The organism is Burkholderia sp. WTPI3 (assembly GCF_021483755.1).
Lineage (GTDB): Bacteria > Pseudomonadota > Gammaproteobacteria > Burkholderiales > Burkholderiaceae > Burkholderia.
This window is the reverse complement of record NZ_JAGIXF010000220.1, coordinates 1-1136: the sequence shown is the minus strand read 5'-3', so window position 1 is coordinate 1136 and position 1136 is coordinate 1. Positions and strand designations below refer to the sequence as shown.

The following is a 1136-nucleotide window of genomic DNA, read 5'->3' as shown; positions in this document are numbered from 1 at the left end:
AACGGCTCGGCAATTTTGTTGCGTCACGCCGGGTTCAGCGGTAGAGCCCGGCCGGCGAAGGTATTTCCCGCCAGATTTCCTGCATTACGCGCCCTGCGGACGCACGAATCCCAACGTTCTCAGCCGCGTCAGGTTGTAGGCCGCCATCGTCAGCGTGAGCAACTGATCAACTTTCTCCAAGCCTCTCACCATCACCTGCCGGATCGGCCCGATCCGTTTGCCCCAGCCGAAGCACTGTTCGATGCATTTCCGTTTGCGCTGGCTCAGTGCGTAACCGAGATGCCGCGTCGTCCGACCATCGATTGCACTTCCGCCGGTGCGCTTCGTGTTGCGTGCGACGTGCGGCGTCACGTTGTATTCGCGGCAGGCCTTCACAAATCCACGCGTGTCGTACGCCTTGTCTGCGCCCACCGTAATACGCACGTCCGAACCCGACACATCGCGCAGCATGTCCGTCGCCACTTTGCGTTCCGCTCGGCCATTCGCCTCGCTGGCCTGAACGTTCACGACCAGACCGTGCCGGTTATCCGTCAGCACATGGCCCAGGTAACTCGGCAAGGCTGGCGCGGCATTGCTCTTGCGATAGAGCCGGCTCTCACCGTCGCTCTTCGATTCGTGCGTTTCATTACTGCGCGATTCGCCATGCCAATTGTCAGGCGGACGATCATCGTCCCCGCCATCCTTGCGCCGGATGCTCTTGTGGCTGGCCCACGCATGGATCAAGGTGCCGTCCACACTGAAGTGCTCGCCCGACAGCAAGCCGCGTTTATGCGCCGTTTCCACCGTCGCGTTGAACAGGTCAGTCACTGCGTCGAACTCGATCAGTCGATCCCGGTTCTTGCTGAACACCGAGTGATTCCACACCGCGTCTTCGATCGACAGGCCGACGAACCAACGGAACAAAAGGTTGTACGAGATCTGCTCGACCAGTTGCCGCTCGCTGCGAATGCTGTATAGCACCTGAAGTAGCATCGCCCGCATCAGCTTCTCCGGCGCAATGCTCGGCCGACCGCCTTTGATGTCCGCTTCGTACATCGCCGAGAACTTGGCATCCATATTCGACAGCGCCTCGTTCATCCAAGTCCGGATCGGGCGCAGCGGATGCGTTTGCGGTACGAACTCCTCCAGTCTGACTG

Annotated in this window: 1 protein-coding gene; it reads right to left on the bottom strand. The window is 60.3% G+C overall.

Annotated features, from left to right (window positions below; genetic code table 11):
* Positions 1 to 84 precede the first annotated feature (84 nt).
* Positions 85 to 1128: an IS5 family transposase gene (locus tag J7024_RS36975; protein WP_234746059.1), complete on the bottom strand. Its 1044-nt coding sequence runs from the start codon at positions 1126 to 1128 to the stop codon at positions 85 to 87.
* Between the last annotated feature and the right edge of the window lie 8 nt (positions 1129 to 1136).